Here is a 21,444-nt window from a genome sequence, read left to right on the forward strand (position 1 = left end):
AATGGACACGGCACTTCAGCCGTGTCTCCGTTTTTTAAAAAGTAAACTTTATCTGTTGTTTCTCCGCATGTCTTTCTTTCGCCAGACTAACTAATCGTTCTATCAGTTGCGGATACTCTAACCCTGTGTGCTTCCACAAGAGCGGGAACATACTAAATGGGGTGAAGCCAGGCATCGTATTTACCTCATTAATTAGCGCTCTTCCATCTTTTGTTAAGAAGAAATCGGCACGGACCAAACCAGAACAATCTAAAGATTTAAAAGCTTGGATTGCCATTTGTTTAATTTGTTGTGATTCTTCGTCTGTTATGTCAGCAGGGATGATCAGCGCTGTATCCCCACTTTCATATTTCGCTTTATAATCATAGAAATCCTTTTTCGGAACAATTTCACCGGCAACCGAACATTCAGGCTCATCATTCCCAAGAACCGCCACCTCGATTTCACGAGCAACGACGCCTTCTTCAATGATGACTTTGCGGTCAAATTGAAAGGCCTCGGCAAAGGCGGTTTCTAATTCCGCACGATTTGTACATTTGCTGATTCCGACACTGGAACCAAGATTAGCAGGCTTTACAAAGCAAGGATAGCCAAGTTCTGTTTCGACCTTGCTATACGCCTCTGCTTTTGCTTTCTCCCATTCACTTTTAATAAAAGCAACATAGTTTACTTGAGCAAGCCCTGCCTGTGCAAATACATTTTTCATCATAACCTTATCCATTCCTGCCGCTGAAGCTAGTACTCCATTGCCTACGTATGGCAGGTTTAATAGTTCTAATAAACCTTGTACCGTTCCATCTTCCCCGTTTGGTCCGTGTAATAACGGGAAGATGACATCAAGTGTTTCCTGCTTTTCAGCTTGGAAAAGTGCTGGGGCTAACGATAAAGGAGATAATTGATTCCCCTTTGAAAATTCAAGCGCCTTCACGTTTTCAACCGGTTCACTTAACTGCGGTCCTTTAATCCATTTTCCTTCTGTATTTATGTAAATAGGATGAATTTCAAATTTTTCAAGGTCTAACGCTCGAATGACAGCCAGTGCTGTCTGCAGAGACACCTGGTGTTCGGCTGATTTTCCTCCATATAATAAACCTAATTTTGTTTTCATACGAAAACCTCCATTTTCTCATTGACGGTTATATTTTAACACTTATTTTAAAAAGAAAGGAAATGTAGTCCACCAATTTTTTATATGTTTTTTCCTACTGAATATTTTATGATGGCCATAGCTTGCTTAAAAACTAGCGCTGGTTAAATTGTCAATTTTCTCATTCTCATTTATCCTAATATTTCATGTATAATTATTTTAAAACGCTAATCTGGAGGCACATAATGACGGGATCACTTTTATCCATATTATTATTAGGCTTTTTGCTGGGAATTAAGCATGCAATCGAGCCTGATCATGTTATTGCAGTTTCAACCATCGCAAGCGAATCAAAAAATTTAAAGCGCTCGATCTTTGCCGGTGTTTACTGGGGTATCGGGCACACGGCTACACTTTTCATTGTCGGAATGTTTTTGATTGTCTCCAAAAACACAATCACAGACATGGTCGCTCTGAGTCTCGAATTTATCGTGGGGATCATGCTTGTTAGTCTCGGCCTAAATAGTATTTTGGCATTTATGAAACATCGCCATCATCACCCACACACCCACGATAACCAGAACCATGGAAAAAAAAGTCGGACTCATTTTAAATCCTTTTTCATTGGGCTCATTCACGGGCTTGCCGGCAGTGCAGCAATGGTTCTACTTACAATGAGTACCGTTACGACCGCGTGGCAAGGTGCTTTATACATACTTATTTTCGGTTGCGGCACCGTTGTTGGTATGCTCAGCTTTTCAACTGTTATTGGTATCCCCTTTGTTTTGACATCCGGTAAACAGTTGAATAGGTATTTGAATCATCTCGCAGGCATTATCAGCATATTATTCGGAATTTATTATATGTATAACTTAGGCGTGAACGAAGGATTGTTTAATCTTTGGTTTTCATAAGAAGAAGTCCCACCCAAATGGAGTGGGACTTTTTTATCAAGCCAAATGATTTAGATTACATTTAATTTCCATTCTTTTGTCTTCTTGTCAAAAATAATTTTCGCGTGATATGGTTTAGATGATATTTGATCATATTCCTCCACCATGTCATCCATATTGGCGAAATCACCAATTACCCAGATGGGAATTTCAATTTTCCCCCGCTGGTGATCCGCAGCTCGTAATGATATGCAAATTCCTTCTTTAATGAAAGGTGTTAATGAAAGCAGGATTTCTTTATTCACCTGAGGATACGTTCTTTTCTTACGAAATCCTAGGATCGATTTTTCAATCTTAAGATCTCCTAATTTTACGGCCACTACTTCGCTAAGCACATGAAAAAAATCTTTGAAGCTGCGGTAATAAGTTTTGTTATACCAGCCATCATCTTGTGCTAAATAAACAAAACGGTTCCCTAATTTATTATAAAAAGGCAATTTCAAATGATGCTTTTGATGACCTAAGTACAATAATTCAGCGATTTCCTGTCCCGTCAGTTCATTCAACACATCTTCCTCAATAAAATCAATCCAGCAAAAGTTTTCGTAGCTATAAACATTGTCCGCCGCTAACTTTTTAATTCTTTCTTCAGGGCAATATTCGAGTTGTGTATGCATATTAAAATCAGCATCATCAAAGCGGTGCTTTAGTAAAAGCAAGTGATTTAATGAACCTGAAAAAGCAGCAGCGAATTCAGCAAATTCGATACCGGAAGACATTACATACTGGTCTGTTTGGTTCAAATGGACATAGATGAGATCCTGTATGTCTTGATGATGCTTCTTCAAAGCAAAACTCCTCCGATCAACACATGAAATGATTTAGTCAATACTTCCTTATTTTATCAAATAATAGTCCAAATAGCTTATTTCAATTCTTTTACAAATAATAAGTTTGATTAACACATACTAGATTTATGCCTATTGATTATTATTTGTTAACTTTCCTTTTTCATCTATATTTCTTTATCAAATTAGAATCTATGCATTAGCAAGATAAGGAGCTGGTCTATCACATATGATTAAAGATATGACTCAAGATGAATTAAGTCTTTATATTATTAAAACCTTAAAAGAAAATAAAAAAACTGAATTCGAAAAAATACTCGAAGAACTCCAGCCCTATGATATAGCGAAGATATATGAAGATCTACCTGAAAAACACAAAGGACGATTTCTCCTGTTTTTAAAATTTGATATTCTAGCTGACCTAATGGAAGAGCTTGATAAAGAAGACCAGCTCGGCTTATTAAATATTTTAGGAATTGAAAAATCAAGTAAGGTCCTTGATTTAATGGATAATGATGATTTGGCGTTATTGCTGCATGAATTATCACCGGAGAAGAAGGATTCCCTCCTATCTGGGATGAAAGCAGAGGAGTCTAATGCCGTCCAAGATATCATGAAATATCCTCCGGAAACAGCCGGAAGAATCATGACCAACCGATTTGTTTGGATCCGAAGCTATTTTACGGTTCGAGAAGCAGTTGATAAGTTTAAAGTATTCGCAGAATTTGCCGAGTCTATTAACTATTTATATGTGATTGATGAAGAGCGAAAACTTGTCGGCGTAGTTTCTTATCGTGATTTACTATTAGCAGAGCCAGACGAAAAGATACGAACGATTATGTATGAAAGGATTATTTCCGTTACGGTGGCAACAGACCAAGAGGTTGTGGCGCAAATCGTGGAGCGGTATGATTTCCTAGCCATCCCGGTTGTGGATGAGAATAATGTCCTCGTTGGGATTGTCACGGTCGATGACATTATCGACATCGTGATTCAGGAAGCAAATGAAGATATCGAAAAATTGTCTGCTACTGGGAAATCAATCGACTTTGAAACCAAAACATTAGTTGCGGCTGCAAGAAGACTCCCTTGGCTCATCCTGCTATTGTTCATCGGTGTCATCTCTGGGAGAATTATCAGCAGTTTTGAAGATACCCTCAAGCAGGTTGTGGCACTTGCCTTTTTTATGCCGATGATTGCAGGGATGACGGGAAACACTGGAACCCAATCCCTTGCGGTCGTAGTAAGAGGGCTGATTTCCTACGATATTGATAAGGGCGTAATTACCCGCTTAATCGCAAGGGAGCTTGGTGTTGGGATTACGATCGGGATCACCTGCTCTGTTCTGATCGCGGTCATCGCATATATATGGCAGGGAAGTCTCATTTTAGGTGCCGTTGTCGGCTGCTCGCTATTTTTCACGTTAATCATCGGGACACTTGCCGGGACGATTATTCCGCTTATTCTTTTTCGTTTAAAAATTGACCCTGCCGTTGCCTCAGGACCACTGATCACCACCTTGAATGACATTTTTTCATTGCTTACCTACTTTGGCATTGCAACCATGTTTTTAAAGTATTTAATGTAGGAAAAAATGAAACCTTTTTTGAAGTTAATCGTTATGTAATGTAGACGTTTCAAAATTTTCATAAATTAAGAATGTCTCAATGATAAACACCATATTTATATCATTATGAGACAAACTGTTATAGAATTATTAAGTTAGACTGATTATTTTTTAATAAGTGAAGGTGGATTATGGCAGACTTTATTAATAATATTTTGGAGTTTTTATCACAATTAGGATATTTCGGCATTGCCTTAGGATTAATGATAGAGATTATTCCAAGTGAAATCGTCTTGGGTTATGGTGGGTATATGATTTCACAGGGGCATCTTAATTTTATCGGGGCAGTGATTGCCGGGACGATCGGCGGAACGCTCGCCCAGTTATTTTTATATTGGGCGGGTTATTACGGGGGCAGACCTTTCTTGGAAAAATACGGAAAATACGTCCTTATTAAAAAGAATCATATTGACATTGCTGAACAATGGTTTGAAAAATATGGCGCAGGAGTGATTTTTTCAGCAAGGTTCATTCCAGTTGTCAGACACGCGATTTCCATTCCGGCGGGTATTGCCAAAATGTCAGCAACTAAATTTACTCTCTACACCGTGGCAGCCATTATCCCCTGGACCATTCTGTTTCTATACCTAGGTAAAGTCCTAGGCAGTAACTGGGCACATATTAAAGAATACGCACAACCCTATGTGATGCCAGCCATCATCGGAGCCATTGTTCTAGGGGCGATTTACTTTTTAATCAAAAAAACAAAGAAAACCACCGATTAATCCCGGTGGTTTTGCCTTGCTGAGAATTTCCTTTGTGCCCATGTATCAAGCCTTTTCACATGGTTTCTCCCAAGTGTAAATCCATATAAAATGAGTAAAACAATGATTAACGTGAAGAGGTCGACTTTCTTGGTTGCTATAAAGTTTACGATCCCCATTAACACCTGTGGAATAACCCCTGTTAGCGCAAATAAAACCGTTGCTATCTTAAACCAGAAGCTTGATTTCAAACCATACCTGGCATATAACATAAAGAATGTCGATGACCACGCTAATACTTCAAGACTGACTAGTATGGTCCATTTATTTTCGACCAAAAAATCCATATCCCACCCCACCTATTACTTTTTAAAATGAAATGGCAGTGTGGACACAATAACCCTCTTTTTAAGAATAAGATAGGTACGAATTAATAAACTTGATTGATTGTGCAGGATATTATGCCAACTCTTTTTGGTAATAAACTGCGGAATCAAAACCGTTACACGATAATTGTTTTCCTCTGCCTTATGTTCTACAGTATCAATAAATTTCGATAAGGGAATTAGTATACTTCGATAATGTGACTGTAAGGTAACGAGTCTAACATCCGGCTGCCATTGCTGCCATTTTTCTTCAAAACGCTTTTCATCCTCACGGTCAAACGACACATAAACAGCAAAGATTTGATCAGTTAATGATTTCGCATAATTAATTGAGTTTTCAACCACTTTCGTAATCCCTGCAACAGGTACAATAATGACATTTCCCTCAATCGGTAGCGCTGGATGGTCGGGATGAATCCTCAATTGTTCACCAACTGCTTCATAATGATAATTAATTCGTTTGAAGGCAAAAACGATTATTGGTAAGAAGATCACCACAAACCATACTTGACTAAATTTCGTCAGGAAGAAAATGATTAATACTGCTAAGGTGATGAGCGCGCCAATAAAATTGGCACTAAGTTTAGCAACCCATCCGGCTGGTTTTTCCCGTAACCATTTAATAGTCATTCCCGTTTGAGATAAGGTGAACGGAATAAATACACCAACCGCATAAAGCGGGATTAAGTGCTCTGTTTGACCTCTAGAGAAAATAATAAGCAAGATGGAAGCTACTCCTAAGGAAACAATCCCGTTCGAATACCCGAGCCTGTCCCCCCTAATCGTAAACATCCTTGGCATATACTTATCCTTGGCAAGTGCATACGCTAATAACGGAAAAGCCGAATATCCAGTATTAGCAGCCAGAACTAAAATAAGGGCGGTTGTTCCTTGGACAAAAAAGTAAAGATAATTACGCCCGAAGGTTTCTTTGGCAATTTGCGAGACGACCGTTTCGTCATGCCTTGGCGATATACCGTAATAATAAGCTAGGAAAGTAATACCCGTAAATAACAACGCAAGAAGCGTCCCCATTAATACTAATGTTTTGGCCGCATTCTTTGGTGCCGGATCTTTAAAACTTGGGATCGCATTCGATATGGCTTCTACCCCAGTTAATGCCGAGCATCCCGACGCAAAGGCGCGTAACAGCAAGAAAAGCGTAATCCCTTGAACAGGCGCCCCAATTGGTGCATGCTGGACAGTCAGTGATACATGGCCAGTCATGATTTTAAAGAGACCCACACCAATTAAAATGAACAGGGCAACAACAAACAAATAGACCGGATAAGCTAAGATTGACGCTGATTCTGTTAAACCGCGTAGATTGAGAATTGTAATCAGAACTACCAGAACACACGCAATCCCGACGGTATGTGTATGTAAGGTTGGAAAGGCTGACGTAATCGCATCCGTACCAGCAGAAACACTCACTGCCACTGTTAATATGTAATCGACTAAAAGGGATCCCCCGGCAATTAATCCTGCTTTCTCACCGATGTTCTCTTTTGAAACAATATAGGCCCCACCGCCATGAGGGTACGAATAGATAATTTGTCGATAGGAAAGGATTAGCGCCGCTAATAGAAATAATACTCCAACTGCAATCGGAACCGAATACCAATAGGCAATGACGCTTACCGTTGCCAACACAATTAGAATTTGTTCAGTTCCGTAAGCTACAGATGATAAGGCATCGGAAGAGAGAATCGCTAAAGCCTTGAAAATGTTTAATTTTTGTTCGCCTAGTGCCGTTGATTTTAACGGCCGGCCGATTAAGAATCTCTTAAAAGAAGAGAGCACCTGATTCACCCACCACATTTGAAGTAGAATTACCGATTGATTTTAACACAAGACAGTAGTTAATATGAAGTGTTTTCTTTTGACGAAGTACCAAATTTTTCTTGTAATGTCGATAATAATTAATATTACTACTTAGTCTTATCCTAAATAGCACGATTATGAAGAAAATTATTAGTTGAGGGCATATAATATTTATTATTACCACCTATTTGCAAACAAAAAAGCATGGAGACATTATTTAGTCTCCATGCCAATCACACCAATTTTCAAATAAACTTATTTTGCCGCTGCATTAATGACACGTTTCATTGCCTGGATTTGGCCTAAATGAATACTTTCATGGAAAATCGCAAAATTTGTTAGTTCTCCAAACGTTTCCTGACCAAGGAATGGTGTTTTTAGCCTTTGGTTAAAACTCTCCGCTGGAATTTCTTTAATCCGTGTCACTTGTTCCTGCAGCTGCACGACCAAATCCTGCAGCTGAGGAACATCTCCGTCCCAAGCAGCTGGACTAGTACCCGAGGCAAATAGCGCCATATAGTTTGCTGGCAGCTGAGTAGATTTTTTCGGGAAGCCAAACATAAATTGCTCGGCAACAGTTAAGACATGGCCAACATGCCAATGGATGGTATTATTAAACCCTTCCGGTTGAACGTCAGCGATCCCCTCTTCTAGTGCATCAACACTTTTAACAAACCTATCCCTTGCTAACTCATAATGCTTAATTAATAATTCACTCATTTTGTTTTCCCTCCCATTCGATTACATAGCTATAGTTAAATTGATTTTTGCCTTGTCTGGAAACTACATTTCAACCGGAGCTTCCAATCCTAATAAACGTAATCCTTCTTTCAAAACTTCCGTTACTGCATAGACAAGTGCTAACCGTGCTTCCTGTTCTGGAGTGTCTTCAAGGATTTTTACCTCAGCATAATATTTATTGAAGGCTTGTGCTAGATCAATAACATATTTAGCCACTTGGGACGGGTCAAAGTTTATACAAGCTCTTCTAATAGCTGGCGAAAATTCCATTAAGAGGCTGGTTACCTTCCATTCCTTCTCCCAAGTATTTTCGTAGGTTAAAGCCCCTAACTCCGCATTTACATCCGCTTTTCGTAAAATAGAACAGGCACGAGCATAGGTATATTGAACATATGGACCTGTCTCTCCTTCGAAGCGGAGCATCTCTTCTAACGAAAATTCAATATCATTCATTCGATTGTTCTTTAAGTCATGGAAAATTACTGCTCCAACACCGACCTGTTTAGCCACATCCTCTTTGTTTGTGAGATTTGGATTTTTCACTTCAATATTATGCCTAGCCATCGCAATTGATTCATTTAAGACCTCTTCTAATAAAACTACCTTGCCTTTTCGCGTGGACATTTTCTTTCCATCTTTTAGCATCAACCCGAATGGAATATGATGCATTTGTTTCGACCAATCGTAGCCCATCTTTGCTAACACAGCCATTAACTGTTTGAAATGGAGGCTTTGTTCATGGCCAACCACATATAAGGATTGGACAAATTGGTATTCCTCCTGGCGATAAAGAGCCGCCGCTAAATCTCGGGTCGCATACAGCGTTGCCCCATCAGATTTTTTGATCAGGCATGGCGGCAGCTGTTCTTCGGTGAGCTCGACCACCTGTGCCTGTTCGGATTCGACCAATAGCTGTTTTTCTTCAAGAAGCTTGACGACACGCTCCATTTTGTCATTATAAAAGGCTTCGCCGGCATAAGAGTCAAATTCGACATTCATTAACTGGTATATTCGCGAAAACTCTTTTAATGACTCATCACGAAACCATTTCCAGAGTTTTAATGCTTGTTCGTCTCCATCTTCTAGTCTTTTAAACCAGCTGCGCCCTTGGTCTTCAAGGCTTGGATTCGTCTCCGCTTCTTCATGAAATTTTATATACAGGGTTAATAGCTCTTTAATCGGATTCTGTTTGACCTTTTCGGCATTTCCCCATAACTGATAGGCAGTGATCAGCTTCCCGAACTGTGTCCCCCAGTCACCAAGATGATTGATTTTAATGGGCTTGTAACCACATTTCTCGACAATTAATGCGAGCGAATTGCCAATCACGGTTGAACGCAAATGTCCCATTGAAAAGGGTTTAGCAATATTAGGGGAGGACATGTCGATGGTGACAGCACCTCCGTTCCCAAACGTAAGCGCACCATACTTCCCTTTTGCTGAGATGATATCATTCACTACTTTTTCAGAAGCCGTCTTTTTGTTTAGAAAGAGATTAAGATAGGCTCCCACCACTTCTACTTTTTCAAAAATGGGAGAGTTAATCTTCTTACTTAATTCCTCTGCAATTAGATTGGGGGATTTTCTTTTCACCTTCGCTAGTGTAAAACAGGGAAAGGCTAAATCACCGAGCTCTTGGTTCTTAGGTTTTTCAATCATCAGTTCCAGTTCTGTTTGTGAAATCTCATGGTCAAGCACTTCATGTAAAATGGCTGCAAGCTCCTGCTTAAAATTCATCTTTAAGACCTCCATTTATCTTTTAAAAAACAAAAAACTCCCGTCTCTACTAAAAGAGACGAGAGTTCATAATCCCGCGGTACCACTCTAATTGTTCAAAAGAACCAGCTTTCCTTTGTAACGGAGGATCCTCCGGCATACCCTACTCGAGTTCAGGTACACATCTCAAAAGTGCGCTTCATTATCTGTTCTGTTTCAGGCTCCCACCACCCCTGAATCGCTGGTACATCATAGATAACTACTCTCTTTATCATTGATTTTATCCGAATTTATTATCCGTATTATACTGGATTAAAATGGATTTTTCCAGTGATTTTGATTATTTTTTACATTCAGGTAATCCTACAACTAAAGGAGGGATTTTTATGGTGAGAAGAAGAAATAAAATCCTTGTCCCCGAGGCGCGCAATGGCTTAGATGCGTTGAAAGCGAAGGTCGCGAATACCGGGAACCCTGAGGATGCGAAATTTGAAGCAGCAGAAGAAGTGGGTGTTCCATTAATGAAGGGCTATAATGGTCAGCTCACGTCTGAACAGGCCGGTAAGGTTGGCGGCAGGCTGGGTGGCAGCATGGTCCGTGAGTTGGTCAAAATGGCACAAGAAAACTTAGCGAAGAAAAAGTAACGCCCGGGGCCTAAATTTGTTAGGTCCCCTTTTAATTTTTGGCTGTGTTAAAGGTCATTGTTGATTTTATAGCAAAGTTGATTGGTGCAAAAATCAACAGCCAAGTTTAACAGAGCAAAATTTTTAAAAAAAGTTTGACAATTTTGTGACAATTGATAGAATATTCTTACAAGGAGTTGATGGTGATGCAGGAAAAACACTTAAAGAGTATCTTCACATTTAAGAAAACAGCAATCTTTGGAAGCGGCCTAGGGCTCATTCTTATTTTGTTAGGTCAATTTGTAAACGGTTACAGTAATACTTATTTCTTAACTGCACTAGGATTTGGAATACTTGCCGGTTCTGTGGTCAATTACCTTTTTGGAACATTTTTAAGTTTAATGGAAGAACTCACTGGCAGCCGTAATAAGAATAGGCCAAAAATTGCCACTGCTTCAAAAAATATTTATCTTTTAAAATAAGAAATCGGTAGCGCCACTTAGTGTCGCACCAACTAGCTAAAAGACTTGTATAGAGGTACACACAAGTCTTTTTTTATGTGGACAAACCTTTTACTAAAAATACTTTCATGATTTCCGCGATTTGTTCCGAGCTCAGCGGCTGATGATTTCTTTCCCAGTCTGAAACTAGGGCAATATACATTTTTAAAAGAAGAAAGCTGGTAATTTCGGTGTCGTTCGGTGGGATTGCCCCTTTCGTGATAGCCGTGTCAATTTTCTGCTTTAAATAGGCAATGATTTCATCCTCAACATGCTGCAGCATTTCCGAAACCGCTAGAGTCCCCATTTCCGCTTCCTCTTGGACCAATTTAATCATCAGTTGGTGCTGAGCGCGAAACTCTAATAAACGATAAAGTGCCCGATGCACGTTTTCTGTGAAGGGTAACTCTGGTTCGATGACGGATTCTGCCTCAGCAATCATTTCTTTGACCAAAGTGGAAATAATCTCTTCGAATAATTCTTCTTTGTTTTTAAAAAAAGTATAAATCGTCCCTTTGCCAACATTGGCCAGTTTTGCGACTTGATCCATTGTTGTTGCTTTATAGCCAAATAATGAAAAAGACTTGGTTGCCGCTTCTACAATCATCTTTCTTCTATCTGTTGCCATGTCCACACCCCTACTGACCATTTCAGTTTTTCAGTCATTTGTTTAAATATAACATAAGATAGGTTTAGTTTCCAAATAGGTCAAAAGTAAAGCCGAGTTCCCTCATAAATAGGAACTCGGCTATTGTTTTACGAACCCGTGGAGCGATAATGTTTTACCCCAACTTGCCAGACAAGGAGACACGGGAGAATAAACAAGCTGCCAGCTGCCGGGATCAGCATATATAGGAGGTCGTTCCCACTGTTCTTCCCTAGAATAAACAACAACGGTAGATAATTCACCGTTCCAAACGGGATCACAAAGGTAAAAAAACGGGCCACCCATTTTTGATAAATATTTAATGGGTATTGCGCCATTTCTCTTCCGCCATCGGTAAATATATTAACCACCTCAAGACCTTCAATCGTCCAAAAACACAGGGTGGCCGCCAAGATGTAGATGCCTGTAAAAATAAGCACACCGCTAGCGATCATCAACAAGAGGGTGGCTGCTTTTACTACACTCCATTCAATGTTGAGATTGGTCAGTGCCCAAACTAAAACAATTGCACTTTGAAGGAGCCGGCCAAATCTCGTAAACTCGAATTTGGACCCGAGTACTTGAATAAACGTACTGCGAGGGCGAACGAGTAATCGATCAAATTCACCATTCCGAACCAAGCTGGAAAAAGTATCAAAACCTCGGGCAAAGCATTCACTCAGCGCAAACGACATATGAATGATCCCGAAGCAAAGTGCTACCTCAAAGAATTGCCATCCTTTTATTTGCCCAAACTGTTCGAATAAGAAGTATAGACCTGCAAAGATCGAAAAAGGAATAAAAAATTGACCCAGCGATAATAGCCAAAACGATGTCCGATATTGCATTTGTGATTTAAAGAGAATCAATAAGTATTTAAAATATATTCTCATTTTTGGTTAACCTCCTTGGACGACAGCTTTCTTCAATACTCCATTTAGTGCCGTCCTCCCTAGCCAGACAAGACCCGCAAGATAAATCAATTGGATGATGATACCGATGATGGCGTCATGCGGTGGGATATGTCCTGAGTAAACCCTGAACGGGAAATCCGCCGTCCAGCGAAACGGCAGGACATTAGCTATTTTTTGAAGCCAAGTTGGCATAAGCGGTACAGGAATGATTAATCCAGCAAAAAATTCGCCGAGGACACCAAATATTAATAGCGATCCCATCGGGGACAAGGTCACAAATACGGATATATATAAGAACATCGAGATCGCTACTAAGAGAAGCAGGCCTAACAGTAAGGCGCTTAAGAATAATAAAAAGGCTGTTGGGCTGGGTGGAAGAGTCATATTGTACGGCTTTGGCAAGAAGAATGAAACAATTAGAATCGGAAAGCAGCGCAAGAAGGCACTGGATAGTCGCTGCGCCAGCAGCTTAGCATACCAATAACCATAGAGCTCACATGGCCGGCATAGTTCGTAAGCAATATTGCCACTTGTTATCAGATCAAATAGCTCGTTATCGCGAAACCAGATGGTAACGAACACAAGAAAGGCCTGTTGCAGCCAGATATAGGTGATTAATTCTTTTAAGGAAATAGGAGGAGTTTTCGTTGCATATTCGTAAAATGCTTCAAATACCATAATCGTTATAAAACCCCAGAAAAATTGAGTAACTACCCCTGCCAATGCAGCAGTCCGGTACTGCATTCCAATGTTTAACCGCAGCTTCAAAACAGATAGATACACCCTCATATTTTGTACTCCTTATAAAGCTGGAGAATGGTTTCCTCAATCGGTTGGGATTCAATCGAAATATCAATCAACTCAAGCTTATCGGACAACTGAGTAATGATTTCCGAAGTGTTAACCTGCTCCGTATCAATGCTGAGGATGACCCGTTCCGGCGATCTCGAAAGCACGGTTGCATGTGTGATTTTGATTGGGTTTTCATTTTTGCGGAAATCAGCGGTGATCGTTTTTTGGGAACCAAATTTTCTTCTTAATTCCTCTAAACCGCCGTCGTACAATAAGCTGCCTTTTCCAATTAATAGAACCCTGTCAGCCAACGCTTCGATATCATTCATATCGTGCGTAGTCAGGATGACGGTGACATCCTTTTCTTTGTTGATTGTTTTGATGAATTGGCGGACAGCTATTTTAGAAGCAGCATCAAGGCCGATCGTTGGTTCGTCTAAAAATAGGATTTTCGGATTATGTAGGAGAGAAGCTGCTATTTCACAGCGCATCCGCTGCCCTAAGCTTAATTGACGGACGGGTGAATTGATAATGTTTTGCAGTTCTAGCGTTTCAATGAGTAGATTAATCGTAGTTTGATATTCTTGCTGGGGAACCTTGTAAATGTCTTTTAGGAGTTCGAAGGAATCCATTACCGGAACATCCCACCATAGCTGTGAGCGCTGACCGAAAACAACTCCAATATTTTGGACATAATGCACCCGGTCTTTCCACGGTGTGTAACCCATGATCGTGCAATTCCCGGTGTCAGGCACCAGGATCCCGCTCATAATTTTTATTGTGGTGGACTTCCCCGCTCCATTCGGGCCAATGTAACCGACAATTTCTCCTGGATTAATCGAAAAAGAGAGATCCTTCAGAGCGTCAACAACCGTATGTTCCCGATAAAAAAGGGACTTCGCTGCCTGCCGTAAGCCTGTCTGGCGCTGGGCCACCTTGAAAGATTTGCTTATCCCTTGTAGATGAATCAACCGTTATCCCCTCCAAATCTATTCTGAGTCACAGAGGAAAATAATAACATTTTATCTTTATTGTCGTCAATAATTTTCTGAATAATAAAATAACTTTTTTTGTAATGTTAACAAAATATACACTCATTTAGACCTATAAATTTTATAAAATGAACTTGGGAATCTATAAAGTTAGAAAGGAAGTGGCAAATGCTATTTAAATCCCGCACCAAATCAGATGAATTAAAGATTCTGTCTTACTTAAACACACGAATGAGTTTACCCGAGAATGACAAGAAGTACTTTTTAAACCTTAAAAAGGGGTTTGAAGGGGAAGTGATGTTTGACTTGTTAACCGAAAAACTTCAGTGTGATTGTTTAATACTGAATGATTTGTTGCTTAAGGTTAACAATACCACGTTCCAAATAGATACATTGATAATCAAGGACTCTCTTCACGTTTTTGAAGTAAAAAATTATAAGGGCGATTATTATTTTGAAGATGACAAATTTTACTCGAAACCAGGCAATGAAATTCTCAATCCTCTCGACCAACTAAAACGAGCTGAATCTTTGCTCCACCAATTGCTCCTTAGACATGGTTTTCATTTCCCCACTGAAGCAAAGGTTGTTTTTATCAACCCCGAGTTTACCCTCTATCAAGCACCTAAAAACAAACCTATTATTTACCCAACACAACTTAATAGTTTTTTAAAAAATTTTGGTAGCACTCCTTCAAAATTGAATAGTAAACACAAAAAGCTAGCAGAACTATTAGTTTCACTGCATATTACTAAGTCTTCTTTTACTCAGGTACCCATTTATAATTATGATCAGTTGAAAAAGGGGAACACTTGTAAAGTTTGCAACTCATTTTTCATAACTGTGGAAGGAAAGAAATTAGTGTGTGATGATTGTGGATGCCAAGAAGATTTGGAATCAGCTGTATTAAGGAGTGTAAAGGAATTAAAGCTTCTTTTTCCAATGAAGAAAATTACGACTAATCTTGTTTACGAATGGTGTATAATAATTGAATCTAGAACGAAGATCAGCAAGATTTTAAATAAACATCTTGATGCTAAAGGGTATGGTCAATGGACCGAGTAATTAAGGTTAGCCAGTTGTATTAAGTATATTAATTAAATTTAAGCGTAAAAAATCGCAATCTTTCAGCCAGGTGGAGAATATTTTACGCTTTTTCATTGATCAAAGATTTTGGTTGAATTGGCCGAATATTACCCTTTTCCTATTTATATTTTATGGTCAATAGCTCTATTGGATTCTTTTTTCCCTTCTTCCCACCGATTTTTATCGCCAATAGCCTTTATTGGATTCTTTTTTCCCTTCTCCTCACCGATTTTTATCGCCAATAGCCTTTATTGGATTCTTTTTTCCCTTCTCCTCACCGATTTTTGTCGCCAATAGCCTTTATTGGATTCTTTTTTCCCTTCCCCTCACCTACTTTTGTAGCCAATAGCCTTTATTGGATTCATTTTTCCCTTCTTCCCACCAATTTTTGTCGCCAATAGCCTTTATTGGATTCTTTTTTCTCTTTCCCTCACCGATTTTTGTAGCCAATCCATGTCCTCATCCCTTCTCTGTTTACCTAACACGAGGCTCTTCATAGAATCATGAACAATCTCATACTAAAAAGCATGAATTTTCCCACTACCGTGCATAGGTTATTTTCCCTTATGATAACAATACAATAAAAATATTATTTATATGTCTTCCGAAAGGGATTGAAGCAAATTGAAAATAATCATAATTATGATTATTATCCTCGTCATTATTGGTCTTGTTCTTTTTTTCAAAATGAAGGGAAGAAAGGGTCCAATCAAAAGGGGCGGTTTCGGTATAATCTCTCCTGTTTTATTTGTATTGGTCATGTTTTCGTTTAGTATCAGTCAGTTGCTGCACATTCCAGGTGAGCCCTTTCATCTGCCCGCCTTTTGGGAAATGCTGATTGCTGGTATACTCGGCACATTGTTTGGAGCGATTATGCTAACTCAACATCATATGAGATCCGCGAAGATGGATTGATTTATTCAAAGCCCAATAAAACGTTTAAGTATGTAATCATCGCCATCATTGTCATTCGCATCGCGTTAAGTCAGTATTTCAAAAGTATGGATTACATCGAGTTTACAGTGCTAACGATGACAATTGCATTTCTATATATCTGCGTTTGGCGAATTGGAAGCTATATTAAATTTCGCAAATTACATGCAGGCAATCGACCAGCGGAAACTAGATGATTGTAATATAAAAGCTCTTCTTTCTACTTTTTTACAGAGAGAGGGGCTTTTTTTGTACGAACACTTCATTATCGATTAGAGTGGGTTACATGCCTAACAGATTTGAGGTATTATTCATAGTAGATGTTTTTGTGCGGAAAGTTTATCGATCCGCAGGGAAGGATGAATGTAGACGCATATCATTTATGATTTTGGAGGAAGTTTCTTGATTACTCTAATCAAACCACTGTTAGTTAACATCACGATCTTATTATCTTTTACATTTAATGCCAACTTATTTTTCCCCTTTCAAACGAAAGTTCCAAATACTTTAAAACAAAAAGTGATTTATGGTTTGATTGGTTCCTTAGGAACGCTTTTTTGTATGTTTTATCCAATTGAAACCTTGGGGGCAACCCATTTTGATTTAAGGATGTGCTCCATTCTGATCCTCACTCTGTATGGGGGTTGGTTACCTGGGGGCATCGTTTTAGTAAGTGCATGCCTTGTCCGCTATTTTATCGGTGGAAAATTCCTAGCGATTGGCATCCTGGTATCCATTGTCGCGTTCTTATGTGGCCTTGCTTTCCGGAGATTTTTTCATAAATCACCTTCTAAGCTTGTGGCAGGAACAATGGTCGTTGTTTGCTATTTTATTATTTATATTACGATTCTATATTTTAGTATCAATTTTTTAAGTCTATCTTTTTATTTGATTTACTTTATTGCCTTATATATAACGGTTATGGCCCTGATCTTTGTGATTGAAAACTTGATAAAAATTAATAAGCAATTTGAGGAAATGGTTTATCTTGATAAATTGACGATGGTGGGCCAACTTACCGCCTCGATTGCGCATGAAATTAGAAACCCTCTCGCAACCATTAGAGGATTTATCCAATTTTTAAGTAAAGATACAAACGATGAGCGATTTAAAAAATTCTCGCCTCTAATAATAGAAGAACTAGATCGGACCAACAGTATAATTACAAACTATTTGAAAGTTGCCAAGCCTGAACCTTTTCAATTGGCCATTATTTCCATTAACGATGTGATGAGTGACTGCGTTCAATTAATGAGGCCTCTTGCCTCCTATTCAAATGTCATCATCGACTATGAAAATATTGAACCATTTTATGTAAATGGAGATGAGGCCCATTTAAAGCAAGCGATCATGAATGTGATCAAAAATGGGATAGAATCGATATCCAATCGGGGAATGATTAAGATTGAGTTACATGCTGACCACTTCAAAAATACTGTTGAAATTAGTATTAAAGATAACGGAAAAGGAATGACGCCCGAGCAGTTAAAACAGATAGGATTGCCCTTTTACACTACAAAAACGAAAGGGACCGGATTAGGGAGCATGGTTACCAACAAAATCATCCGGGAGTTGAACGGGTCAATTGAGTATGAAAGTGAAACTAATAAAGGTACCACTGTGAAAATTGTTTTCCCTTTAAGAAATAAATAATATATGAGCCAAAGTAAAAAGACACCATTCATAACAAATGAACGGTGTCTAAAGATTCCTGTTATTTATGAACAACTAAATGCGCAAAATGAAAATGGTCGAAGGCGTGTAATCCATCTTCTCTTCCCTTAAAATACATATCCTCGATATTAGCAGGAGAAAGATTTTCATAGAGTAACATATTACAATCCTGCAGCTCCCTATCGAGTTCAAACGGATCAAAGCCCGTAACCATTGGTTCACCTGTATGTGCAGTAATTTGTCGCATTTGGGTTAGCTTCTTAGAGGCAATACTGTCATCAAAAGCAGTATCATCGAGGTAGTCAAATATGAAAGAGCTTCCGTTTATAGACATTTCCGAAACAGAAGATAGAAGTTGATAGAAATCCTTTTTATTTAGGTACATTACAACGCCCAACAAACTAAAAAAAGTATATTTTTGGTCATCATAGCCGCTTTTCTTCAATCCATCATGAAGGGAGTCATTTTTAAAATCTACCGGAACAAACCTTACATTTTCGGGGATTTCAATGCCTAATTCCTCTAGCCGATTTATTTTAAAAGCTTGAGTTGCAGGGTGATCGACTTCGTAAATGACAAAATCCTCCGGCAGTCTATCTTGCCTTAAAGCAAAGGTATCGAAACCTGCACCGAGGATGACATATTGTTTAAAACCACGCTGGATTGCTGCGTTGAGTCCATCTTCCACATACCTTGCCCGACTGACTAATTGTGGAATGGTCTGGTTGCTCATCACCCAGTGCAGTTTATCTTCAAACTTCGTCAATGTTTCGCTTTTTTCTTGATCAAAGAAGGCGATAGCGTTTGCCCAATTGGCGGCGATTAGCTGTTTTTCTTCATCCATTAAAAGAGAATTAGCAATAAAGTCATTAAAAATCGGCTCACTGCTGTACGATGCATGATATCCCCTCGCAAAGCAACTAACTAATGCGGTTAAACTTTCCTTTTTAGTCTCCAAACAAGCTCCCCCTTTTTTATAAAAATAAAAAAACTCCTCGCAAAATTCTGCTAGGAGTTTATTATATGATGATATGTATTTTATGTCAATTAATAATTATTTTAACACATATTAATGAAAATGTCAATAAAAAATCAATGATAATCTCTAAAAAAATTTAAATAAGGGGAAAAGGCAGGGGCAATCGGACATATATTCGGACTTCCCTACGGGCTTTTCCTCTGGCAAATCTGCTTCAATTTTGGCTCCCTTAGATTTCTCCATTTCCTCTCCCGCTCCTAATCATTGATGTATCGGGCTTTCTCCGTTGTTAATCAATCGTTTAATTAGTATTTGACCTAAACTAATTAAACGTTTGATTAATAAAAAAAGAACCAGGAAGTACGTACCGACGGTACGTTTCCTGATTCTTTTGAGCCATTTTAAACTACATAGTTGCCTCTCCCGTCCTTCCCGTTTTGGAACCAATTAAGTTTCAGCAGGTCCCAACTTTGTTACTGAAGGAAGGAGATTGTTACGGGGAGACAGTTTATGTTATAAGACAAAAAAGTAAGGAACTATGAAGCCTTGAAACCCGCATTCTTACGTTCAAATTTGCAATCCATAAAAATAAAAGTCGGGAACTGTGTTTTTTTCTGCTGTACAAAAAAGTCGGGAACTGGAATAGAACTATTCTGGACTATATTGAAATCTAAAACAAATAGACCACTACCAGTGATTTTTTTGTTTTAAGTAATGCACTCGTTTAAGTACAATCCTTTACAAACTAACTAATCGCGATTCCTTTTGCTGTTTTAAGACTGGTTTTCGTCTTTACACCTTCTTGGACTTCCCCAATTATTAAATGAACTATATCCCCTTTGTCTTTTCCATTGATGATAGAAGCCGTTTCTAACATATTGAGCTGCTTTTCTGTTCATATTTAAATAACCTGCTTCGGTAGCTCAATAAGAAAAGGGCTGCATCAGCAAGCCCTCTTTATTGTAGTAAAGCACCCGTTAGCCATCCATGAAGCGCAAAAATCAGCGCTTCACCACAGAGAATGAAAATGGTCACTAAACGTCAATACTGATTCTACGGCTGGAGAGGAAGGTCGCTGAACTATGGTGCGTTAGAGCCCATCCGTTAGTCTGACTCCACCGACCACGGTGCACCACTGACTGTCGCTCCCTTACGGGAAGCACACATGGTAGATTAATCCTATTCTGGTTGTTGCACCAGCCTCTAATTATAATGATCGCCGTAGAAAGGATGTTTTCAATGGATGTAGTCATTGAAAGAGCATGCGGTATGGATGTCCATAAGGACAATATTACTGCCTGTATTTTGACACCTGAAGGAAAGGAGATTCAAACGTTCTCTACTAAAACTGTATTTCTATTACAGTTGGTTGACTGGATTAAACAACATAATTGTACCCATGTCGCCATGGAGAGCACGAGTGTTTATTGGAAGCCTATTGTGAACTTACTAGAAGCTGAGGATATTGAGTTTTTAGTGGTGAATGCCCAACATATGAAGGCAGTTCCAGGACGAAAGACAGATGTGAAGGATGCAGAATGGATCGCCAAACTTCTTCGCCATGGTCTACTTAAAGCCAGTTATATCCCTGACCGAAATCAACGTGAATTGCGTGAACTCGTTAGATATCGTCGAAGTATTATCGAGGAGCGTGCCAGACAACATAATCGAATCCAAAAAGTGTTAGAAGGCGCGAACATTAAGTTGGGATCTGTGGTTTCAGATGTGTTGGGTGTTTCAGCACGAGATATGCTTGATGCCATTGCCGATGGTGAAGAGGACCCTGAAAAACTAGCAAACTTCGCTCGACGCAGCATGAAGAAAAAGAAAGAAGAACTGGAACTCGCCCTAAAAGGCTATATCAATTCACATCAACGCCTCATGTTAAAAACCATTTTAGGTCATATTGATTTTCTTACTGAGCAAATCGAGATGCTTGATAAGGAAGTTGCGGACAGAGTCAGCTCTCATCAAGAAGATGTATCACGATTGGATTCGATTCCAGGTATAGCGACCAGAATGGCTGAGCAAATTCTATCCGAAATTGGGACTGATGTGAAGAAACAATTCCCCACTGCAGCTCATATGTGTTCTTGGGCAGGATTAGTTCCTGGGCAAAATGAAAGCGCTGGAAAAAGAAAATCAGCCAAAACTAAAAAAGGAAATAAGTATTTAAGATCGGCGTTAACAGAAGCAGCTCATTCAGTAAGAGGATCCAAAAACTATCTCGGAGCACTGTATAGACGTACAGCATCCCGAAAGGGTAAGAAACGTGCTGGTATTGTAGTCGCTCACGCAATGTTACGTATCTCTTATTATCTCTTAACCCGAAAAGAAATGTATGTAGACTTAGGCGAAGACTACTTTGATAAGCAGAGACAACAATCTATCGTTCGGCATTCACTGAGACGACTCGAAAGTTTAGGATACACCGTTACGTTAGAAGAACCTAAAGCCTCTTAATCCAGTCACTTTCTAA

General features: G+C 39.1%; 20 protein-coding genes, 1 pseudogene and 1 other annotated feature. Of the genes and pseudogenes, 9 read left to right on the forward strand and 12 right to left on the reverse strand.

Translation table 11 applies throughout. From position 1 onward, the window contains the following. Positions 1 to 34: 34 nt before the first annotated feature. Positions 35 to 1,108, reverse strand: coding sequence for a D-alanine--D-alanine ligase (locus J7E67_RS14295; RefSeq protein ID WP_214713446.1), 1,074 nt, complete (start codon positions 1,106 to 1,108; stop codon positions 35 to 37). Between the two features lie 224 nt (positions 1,109 to 1,332). On the opposite strand from J7E67_RS14295, the gene J7E67_RS14300 reads away from it, so the two are divergent. Then, entirely contained in the window at positions 1,333 to 2,001 is a 669-nt protein-coding gene (locus J7E67_RS14300; protein WP_214713447.1) for a sulfite exporter TauE/SafE family protein, read from the forward strand. A gap of 50 nt (positions 2,002 to 2,051) precedes the next feature. Here J7E67_RS14300 and J7E67_RS14305 read toward each other — a convergent pair whose 3' ends face one another. Continuing rightward, a complete protein-coding gene (locus J7E67_RS14305; RefSeq protein ID WP_214713448.1) occupies positions 2,052 to 2,828 on the reverse strand; it encodes a hypothetical protein in 777 nt (258 codons plus the stop codon). Positions 2,829 to 3,057: 229 nt separating this feature from the next. On the opposite strand from J7E67_RS14305, the gene mgtE reads away from it, so the two are divergent. Continuing rightward, positions 3,058 to 4,416, forward strand: a complete 1,359-nt coding sequence (gene mgtE / locus J7E67_RS14310) for a magnesium transporter (RefSeq protein WP_214713449.1) — start codon at positions 3,058 to 3,060, stop codon at positions 4,414 to 4,416. A 170-nt stretch (positions 4,417 to 4,586) separates the two neighbouring features. Then, positions 4,587 to 5,180 (forward strand): undecaprenyl phosphate transporter UptA, encoded by a 594-nt coding sequence (gene uptA / locus J7E67_RS14315; RefSeq protein WP_251026777.1) that lies wholly within the window; start codon positions 4,587 to 4,589, stop codon positions 5,178 to 5,180. On the opposite strand, the gene J7E67_RS14320 is transcribed toward uptA, so the two are convergent. From J7E67_RS14320 to argS, 4 genes are all read right to left on the reverse strand, one after another. Continuing rightward, the gene (locus J7E67_RS14320) at positions 5,177 to 5,506 is read right to left on the reverse strand and encodes a hypothetical protein (RefSeq protein WP_214713450.1); all 330 of its coding nucleotides are present in this window, start codon (positions 5,504 to 5,506) and stop codon (positions 5,177 to 5,179) included. The genes uptA and J7E67_RS14320 overlap by 4 nt on opposite strands. Positions 5,507 to 5,521: 15 nt before the next feature. After that, a complete protein-coding gene (locus J7E67_RS14325) occupies positions 5,522 to 7,348 on the reverse strand; it encodes an APC family permease (protein WP_214732175.1) in 1,827 nt (608 codons plus the stop codon). 276 nt (positions 7,349 to 7,624) lie between these two features. Next, entirely contained in the window at positions 7,625 to 8,089 is a 465-nt protein-coding gene (locus J7E67_RS14330; RefSeq protein WP_214732176.1) for a DinB family protein, read from the reverse strand. A gap of 63 nt (positions 8,090 to 8,152) precedes the next feature. Then, positions 8,153 to 9,847 carry an arginine--tRNA ligase gene (gene argS / locus J7E67_RS14335; protein ID WP_214713453.1) on the reverse strand — a complete coding sequence of 565 codons (1,695 nt, stop codon included), beginning with the start codon at positions 9,845 to 9,847 and terminating at the stop codon, positions 8,153 to 8,155. Between the two features lie 51 nt (positions 9,848 to 9,898). Then, positions 9,899 to 10,110 (reverse strand) — a binding site (T-box leader). A 105-nt stretch (positions 10,111 to 10,215) separates the two neighbouring features. Here argS and J7E67_RS14340 point away from each other — a divergent pair. Both J7E67_RS14340 and J7E67_RS14345 read left to right on the forward strand, forming a co-directional pair. Further along, positions 10,216 to 10,470 (forward strand): alpha/beta-type small acid-soluble spore protein, encoded by a 255-nt coding sequence (locus J7E67_RS14340; protein ID WP_214713471.1) that lies wholly within the window; start codon positions 10,216 to 10,218, stop codon positions 10,468 to 10,470. Positions 10,471 to 10,655: 185 nt separating this feature from the next. Then, a complete protein-coding gene (locus tag J7E67_RS14345) occupies positions 10,656 to 10,931 on the forward strand; it encodes a hypothetical protein (protein WP_214713454.1) in 276 nt (91 codons plus the stop codon). 73 nt (positions 10,932 to 11,004) lie between these two features. Here J7E67_RS14345 and J7E67_RS14350 read toward each other — a convergent pair whose 3' ends face one another. The 4 genes from J7E67_RS14350 to J7E67_RS14365 form a co-directional block, all read right to left on the reverse strand. Continuing rightward, positions 11,005 to 11,577 carry a TetR/AcrR family transcriptional regulator gene (locus J7E67_RS14350; protein ID WP_214713455.1) on the reverse strand — a complete coding sequence of 191 codons (573 nt, stop codon included), beginning with the start codon at positions 11,575 to 11,577 and terminating at the stop codon, positions 11,005 to 11,007. 128 nt (positions 11,578 to 11,705) lie between these two features. Next, positions 11,706 to 12,488, reverse strand: a complete 783-nt coding sequence (locus tag J7E67_RS14355; RefSeq protein WP_214713456.1) for an ABC transporter permease — start codon at positions 12,486 to 12,488, stop codon at positions 11,706 to 11,708. Between the two features lie 6 nt (positions 12,489 to 12,494). Further along, a complete protein-coding gene (locus tag J7E67_RS14360) occupies positions 12,495 to 13,298 on the reverse strand; it encodes an ABC transporter permease (protein ID WP_214732177.1) in 804 nt (267 codons plus the stop codon). Beyond that, positions 13,295 to 14,272, reverse strand: a complete 978-nt coding sequence (locus J7E67_RS14365; RefSeq protein ID WP_214713458.1) for an ABC transporter ATP-binding protein — start codon at positions 14,270 to 14,272, stop codon at positions 13,295 to 13,297. The genes J7E67_RS14360 and J7E67_RS14365 overlap by 4 nt, the downstream gene beginning before the upstream one ends. A 189-nt stretch (positions 14,273 to 14,461) precedes the next feature. Between J7E67_RS14365 and J7E67_RS14370 the strand changes: the two genes are divergently transcribed. The 3 genes and pseudogenes from J7E67_RS14370 (at position 14,462) to J7E67_RS14380 (ending at position 17,965) form a co-directional block, all read left to right on the forward strand. Continuing rightward, complete coding sequence (locus J7E67_RS14370) at positions 14,462 to 15,358, forward strand: nuclease-related domain-containing protein (RefSeq protein WP_214713459.1); 897 nt, start codon at positions 14,462 to 14,464, stop codon at positions 15,356 to 15,358. Positions 15,359 to 16,066: 708 nt separating this feature from the next. Further along, positions 16,067 to 16,509: pseudogene (locus tag J7E67_RS14375) on the forward strand (CcdC protein domain-containing protein). A 205-nt stretch (positions 16,510 to 16,714) separates the two neighbouring features. Continuing rightward, the gene (locus J7E67_RS14380) at positions 16,715 to 17,965 is read left to right on the forward strand and encodes an ATP-binding protein (RefSeq protein ID WP_214713460.1); all 1,251 of its coding nucleotides are present in this window, start codon (positions 16,715 to 16,717) and stop codon (positions 17,963 to 17,965) included. 61 nt (positions 17,966 to 18,026) lie between these two features. Here the strand turns inward: J7E67_RS14380 and J7E67_RS14385 are convergent, their stop codons facing one another. Both J7E67_RS14385 and J7E67_RS31845 read right to left on the reverse strand, forming a co-directional pair. Next, on the reverse strand, positions 18,027 to 18,944 hold the full coding sequence (locus J7E67_RS14385) for a class I SAM-dependent methyltransferase (RefSeq protein WP_214713461.1): 918 nt from the start codon (positions 18,942 to 18,944) through the stop codon (positions 18,027 to 18,029). Positions 18,945 to 19,710: 766 nt separating this feature from the next. Continuing rightward, on the reverse strand, positions 19,711 to 19,842 hold the full coding sequence (locus J7E67_RS31845; RefSeq protein WP_285290507.1) for a hypothetical protein: 132 nt from the start codon (positions 19,840 to 19,842) through the stop codon (positions 19,711 to 19,713). A 362-nt stretch (positions 19,843 to 20,204) separates the two neighbouring features. Between J7E67_RS31845 and J7E67_RS14390 the strand changes: the two genes are divergently transcribed. After that, complete coding sequence (locus J7E67_RS14390; protein WP_214732178.1) at positions 20,205 to 21,428, forward strand: IS110 family RNA-guided transposase; 1,224 nt, start codon at positions 20,205 to 20,207, stop codon at positions 21,426 to 21,428. Positions 21,429 to 21,444 lie beyond the last annotated feature (16 nt).

The sequence above is a fragment of the Bacillus sp. ISL-46 genome, from assembly GCF_018613205.1.